The 5938-nt window shown below is 31.3% G+C and carries 6 protein-coding genes; all 6 read right to left on the reverse strand.

The window, feature by feature from the left end; translation table 11 throughout:
* The coding region (locus MR285_RS03490) for a hypothetical protein (protein WP_293558076.1) at positions 1-397 on the reverse strand (397 nt) is incomplete at its 3' end.
* Positions 398-959: 562 nt separating this feature from the next.
* Entirely contained in the window at positions 960-2063 is a 1104-nt protein-coding gene (csaB, locus tag MR285_RS03495) for a polysaccharide pyruvyl transferase CsaB (RefSeq protein ID WP_293558078.1), read from the reverse strand.
* Between the two features lie 4 nt (positions 2064-2067).
* Positions 2068-3444 carry an O-antigen ligase family protein gene (locus MR285_RS03500; protein ID WP_293558080.1) on the reverse strand — a complete coding sequence of 459 codons (1377 nt, stop codon included), beginning with the start codon at positions 3442-3444 and terminating at the stop codon, positions 2068-2070.
* Positions 3438-3986 (reverse strand): hypothetical protein, encoded by a 549-nt coding sequence (locus MR285_RS03505; RefSeq protein ID WP_293558082.1) that lies wholly within the window; start codon positions 3984-3986, stop codon positions 3438-3440. Before MR285_RS03505 ends, MR285_RS03500 begins: the two co-directional genes overlap by 7 nt.
* Complete coding sequence (locus MR285_RS03510) at positions 3987-4475, reverse strand: DUF4330 domain-containing protein (RefSeq protein ID WP_293558084.1); 489 nt, start codon at positions 4473-4475, stop codon at positions 3987-3989.
* Entirely contained in the window at positions 4462-5598 is a 1137-nt protein-coding gene (locus MR285_RS03515) for a glycosyltransferase family 4 protein (protein WP_293558086.1), read from the reverse strand. The genes MR285_RS03510 and MR285_RS03515 overlap by 14 nt, the downstream gene beginning before the upstream one ends.
* Positions 5599-5938: the final 340 nt, after the last annotated feature.

A 5938-nucleotide genomic window follows, 5' to 3' on the forward strand; every position in this document is an offset into this window, starting at 1 on the left:
GGAATCTTCCATCTGCTCCAGAAGTTGTTGTATAAACTGGTGATACTTTTCCACCATCTTCATACCATTGGAAATAAACTTTAACACCTTTCATTGGTAAAAATGCTTTTCCAATTTGATTATCATAGTTTAGGTTTACATCTCCAGTTCTTTGAATTCCTACCCAACCATGAACTGCATCTCTTGCATCTGCACTTACTTCTGATTCCATTGGTGGTGCAGCTTCTCTTGTAGCTATATCTTTTGGAGTTGCTGCCAACATTGCATTGTTAGCTACTATTTTATCTACTTGACTTGTACTCGCAAATACATTGTAAGGTATCATGCTTGCTAACATTACGCCCGACAATGCATATGCAGCAACGCGATTTGCGTTTACTTTTTTATTTTTGTCCATTTTACTTTCTCCTTTTTCAATAATAATTTACTTGCTTTCTTAATTAAAATCCCTATATAAAAAAATCATCTCCTTAACTTGGAATTTTTAAGTTTGAATTTACTTTGTAAAAATAGAATTAATAAGTCAATATAATTCTCTTTTATCTATATGTCCAAACTCATTATTTTATGTTTAAAATTATACCAAATTTACATTTATTATTCAATTCTAAATTTTAAAATTTTCTCATTATTTCAACATTATCTCCTAATTTACCCCCCCCCGTAAATTTTGTACTTGTTTCCATACAATTCTTTTATGTATATCTGCTTGATATTCTATGAGTTAATATATATAGTTGGCTTAAATGCCGATATTTTCATATTAAAAATTTTTATTCTATAAATTTTTTAAATACTTGTGTTTTTGTGAAAATTTTTGTTGTTTTTGTATTTCTTTAATTTCGCCCTTAATTTTGCTTTTCTATTTATTTTATTTGAATTGCTTTTAATAAAATTTAGACAAAACTTATTTTTTCCAACAAAAAAAGACGACTGTTGCCGTCTTTATAATTCTAAATTTATTTTTCTAATATTTTTAGTGCTATCTCTATATTTTTCTTTGACTCTCTACGCATTTTTTCAGTGTTTTCTATTATTTTTTCTCGCCTTTCTTCTAAGTTGTCTAAGGCATGCAGTGTTTTCTTAAATAATTCTTCTGATGTAAAGTTTTCTACGTCTACGTATTCGCCTATCCCAAGTTCTTTTACCATTGCTTCGACTTTTGGGTCGTAGATTATTCCCACCATGGGAAGACTTACACTGGCTGCGTAAACTAAGGAGTGAAGTCTCATTGCTTCAAGGAGTTTTAATCTTTTAAATATCCCCATGAGTTCTCCTGCTGAATAGGTATTTTCTATTAGCATGACTTTTTCTTTGTTTACACATTTTTCTGCCACTTCACGAGAATAGACATTGTCTCTTGGTGTGTGAAATGGGACTAATAATATGTCGTAGCCGCTTTCTATTAAGACATCTATGGTTTTTGCAAATTTTTCTTTTATTGATTCATCTTTTTTGTGATCTCTTATACAAAATCCTATTGTCTTGTCTGTTATTTTTATGTCTTCTTTTCTTAATATTTCGTCAACTATTTCTTCATCTGCTGATTTTAGCGTGAAGACTGGATCTGCTGTAACTTCCATATTCTTGTTGGTTACGCCTAATTTTTTTACAAATTCATAGGATAATTTATCTCGCAATGTGATGTAGTCTACTTTGTTTAATACTTTTTTTGTCAATATTCTATTGAATTTTTTGTCAATTGGTCCTATGCCATTGGCATATACATAAACTTTTTTGCCAAGTATTTTTGCTATTATTATCACTGACAGATAATAGACAATGCTCCTCGTCGATGTAATATCCTGAAGAAGTGAGCCTCCTCCCGACAACAAAAGGTCTGCGTCTTTTAATGCTGAGATAAGTTCTGGTAATGAAAATCTATTTACTGCTTCTATGCCGTAAACTTTTTTTGTCTTCTCAGGATTTTTTGAGAGTGCTGTCAATTTTATTTCTTTATTTAGTTTTTTAAAATCTTCAACCATGGCTTTTAATATGGCATCGTCGCCTGAGTTGTCAAATCCAAAGTATCCTGATATTACAATTTTTTTCATACCCTTCATTTTATCACTCTGTTATAGCTTCTCTTTCTATTTTATTTTCTTCTATTGTTTTTGTGTTTTTTGTAAATTCTTTTTCTCTTTCAGTTTTTTCTACTCTTATTGCTGTAAATATTATGCCAAGGACAATCCAGAAGGTAAATATTATTCTTGGAATGTATAAAAAGTGTTCTACAAGTCCATGTCCCATTATGCCTATGATGCTGGCGAAGAGTCCTGCTCCAAGGTATTTAAAGTATTTGTCTTCTGATTTTACTAGGTTTACATAATCGTATTTTAGTGTTGATAATAATAGTAACATGAAAAAGATAAATCCAACTATTCCTATTTCTGCTGCTACTTCGAGATAGGTGTTGTGTGCGTGGTATATGGGCATAGTCCTAATATATTTTTCAAAGGTTTCTTTAAATGGCATATATCCAAATCCAACGCCTGCCACTAAATTATCTCTTATTACATCTTTTGTAATATGCCAAATTTTTATTCTATATAGATTTGATGTGTCTACTGTTGAGCCAATGGAAGTGATTCTATCCACGACTTTTTGGGGAAGTACTGCAAGTCCACCTAAAATTATTGGAACTCCTAATAGCAAAAGTCTTTTATCTACTAAGAGAATAAAGGCAAGTGCTGCCAGTGCAATTCCTACCCAGCCACCTCTTGATAATGTCATTACAATACAAATAAGAAGTACTCCCGTTGATGCGGCGAAAAGGAATTTTTTCCTCATGCTCTTTGTGTACCAAGTTATCCCCACTGCAATTGGCGTAATTAGCACTAGGTATTCTGCCAAGATATTTGGATTAAAAAATACTGAGTAAACTCTTACTGCAATGTCTGTGTTATTTTCTGTATCTAACCACTCTGGTCTCATCTCCACGCCTGTGAAATATTGCATTACTCCAAGTAGTGCAACTACAAGTGCTGACAAAAGTAGTGTGGATATAAAGGCATTGAGTTCGCCCTTTGTCTTTATGGAATTTGTCATTGCAAATAAAAAGGAAATTCCTGCTGCATTTAGTGCTAAGTCACGAATTGAACCCGATGGGTCTATTGATGTAATTGTTGAAAAAACTATTATAAAGGCAAAAATTGCAATGGGTACAGTTCTTGCTCCTACTGTAAATTTTTCTTTATAAAGTGCCGTTCTAAGTAAGACAAAAAATCCCATGGATAATAGCATTATTAGTCCCAAGGCATCTGGTACAAAAGGATATAAAAATGCTGATGCAAAAAGTCCAATTTTTATGTCGTATATTACAAGTAAAAGACCGCTTATGCCTAGAAAGGCTGCCAAGAAAAATTTTATTCCTAGAAAATAATATATTATTGTCAAGAAAAGTGCTGATAATAATATAAAATTAATTTTTTTTGATTTTACCACCAGTTTTCACCGCCTTCATCTAGTTTAAAAAAGCTTGTGAAAAATTCTATGCACTTTGAGTCCCTAATTATTTCCATATATTTTCCCTTTAGCAGTGAAAGGATTAATCCCAAAACTATAAATGCAATTGGTATAATTAACTTTGCCTTAATTATTAATGAAATAATTAATGTGAAGATACCTGTATAAAACATAATGTTTGAGATAATGCCTGCAATTTGGTCAAAATCATCAAGGGATGTCATGAGAGAGCCGAGAAAAAAGGAATTTTTTTTCATTGGGACAAAAATATTTCCCAGTAGGTTCATAAATTTTTCTATTAAGTTAAATAATCCTCTATAAATTTTATAAATAAAGGTATGTTCAAATAAAACTTTATCGCCAACAAGGACATTTTTTGTCTTTGAGTTTGCAAAAGTTTTTGCTATCGGTTTTGTTATAAAATCGTGAACTCTTTTTGTTAGTGAATTTTCGTAATATTCGCCAAAGGATGTGTAAATTTTATTTAGAAACCTTATAGTTAATGAATTGATAATAATCACCTAGTTCTTTAATTCTATACCGAGAATTGTCATAAATGTTGTAATGTTTTTATTTTTTATTCTCATTTCTGCACCTATTCTTATTTGTTCAGTGCCAACTTGATAAAAATCTTCTGTTTCCTTTACATCTGCATCAATTGTCATAATAACTCTATATTTTCCAGGGACTTCTGCATTGTAAAATTTTCCTTGATATTCAGTTTTGTCCTTATAGGGTTCAACTTCTGCTGTAACAATTTTGCCAAGGTATGTTCCCTTGTCGTAATCGAAGATTTTATCTCCTGCTTTTATGTTATTTGCTGTGGCATCTCTTACATCCTTTACTTCAGCTGTTATAATGCCTTTTTTTGTAGTTGCTTCGCCAACTGCTGCTTTTGTTCCAAATCTCTTTACTCCCACTGCAACAATTGCAAGGATTAAAATTATTACTAATAGGTCGACTATATTGATTAGTCCAAAGAGTCTGCCTTTTTTGTCAATTATTTTCATTGTTTTCTCCTTTTAATATTTCATCGTAAATTTCTTTTTGTCTCTCGCCCATTGATTTGTGAGAATATTTTTCTCTTACTTCTCTTTTTATATTTTCGCCAAGGGTTTTTAGTTTTTCTCTATTGTCGTAAAGGTCTAAAATATATCTTGCAAGGGACTTAAAGTTTCCTATTGGGAATAGATATCCTGTTTGGTCATCCTTTATTATTTCAGGGATACCTCCAGTTTTTGTAGAGATTGTAGGCACGCTTAACATTGCCGCTTCTAAAATCACATAGGGAAAGGACTCGGAAATGCTAGTTAGCACATTTACATCTATGGAGTTGAAGAAGGAATATTTGTCCTTTATAAATCCAAGGAAGTAAATATTTTTGTCGATTTCAAAGGTTTTCGCCATGTCCTGCAATTTTTTCCTTTCGTCGCCATCTCCTGCTATAAGAAAAATTATATCTGGGTTTACTTCTAGGGTTTCTTTGCAAGCTTTTATAAAAGTTTCGTGATCCTTAACTTTATCTAATCTAGCTGCTATGCCAACTAAAAACTCGCCATTGTAAATTACCTTGTGTCTTTCTAAGAAAACAGTTTTTGGGATGTACTCAATTTTTTCATCTGTGTCAATTCCGTTATAGAGTACGTGTATTTTGTCTTTGTCAAAACCTCTGTCTTCTAGCATCTTTTTAAAATTATCACTTACGCAAATGTAGTGATCAAATTTTTTAAGCGCCAATTTGTTTAATGTTGTGTAGATTAAATTTTTGTAAAATGAGTCCTTGAAGTCAAGCATATAATCTGAATGGATTGTAGTAACCATGGGGACTTGTATTTTCTTTTTTAAAAACATACAAATAAAATTAGCTCTTGCACCATGTGCGTGGACTAAGTCGTATTTGCCATTATTTATTTCGTCACTTAATTTAGAAACGACGGAAAGGTCTGATCTTTTTTCCTGCGGATATACTTCTATGTCTATGCCGCGTTTTTTTGCTTCGTCATAAAAGGTATCTTTAATGAAGCAAATTATTTTTGTTTCAACTTTTCCACTTAGACCCTTCATTAGTGTAAAGATATGTGTCTTTGCACCGCCTGTGTCGCCGCCACTAATTAAATGGAGAACTTTTGTCATAACTTCTCCTCCTTATCTTTTTTATTATACAATAAATTCTTTATAATTTTAACAGTTTTATATGACAACATAATATGAATGTCTTTTTTGTATGTATTTACGCCTTTTTTGATTTTATTTTATGGTCTTTTAAATTTTTATAAAAAAAGTCTTGCATTTTTATTTTAAAAGTGTTTTAATAAGAAAGATAAAAAAATAAAAAATCAGTCCAAGGACTGAGTAAAATCATGTCCTTGTGCATGATTTTTTTTTGAGCAAATTTAATTACCTTAAATTTTTTTTGCCCATTTTTAAGAATGTTTGATCTTTTATTTGGAAAAGGAGAAAAAAATGCCAAGAG

It is taken from the genome of Peptoniphilus sp. (assembly GCF_022767005.1).
GTDB lineage: Bacteria > Bacillota > Clostridia > Tissierellales > Peptoniphilaceae > Peptoniphilus_A.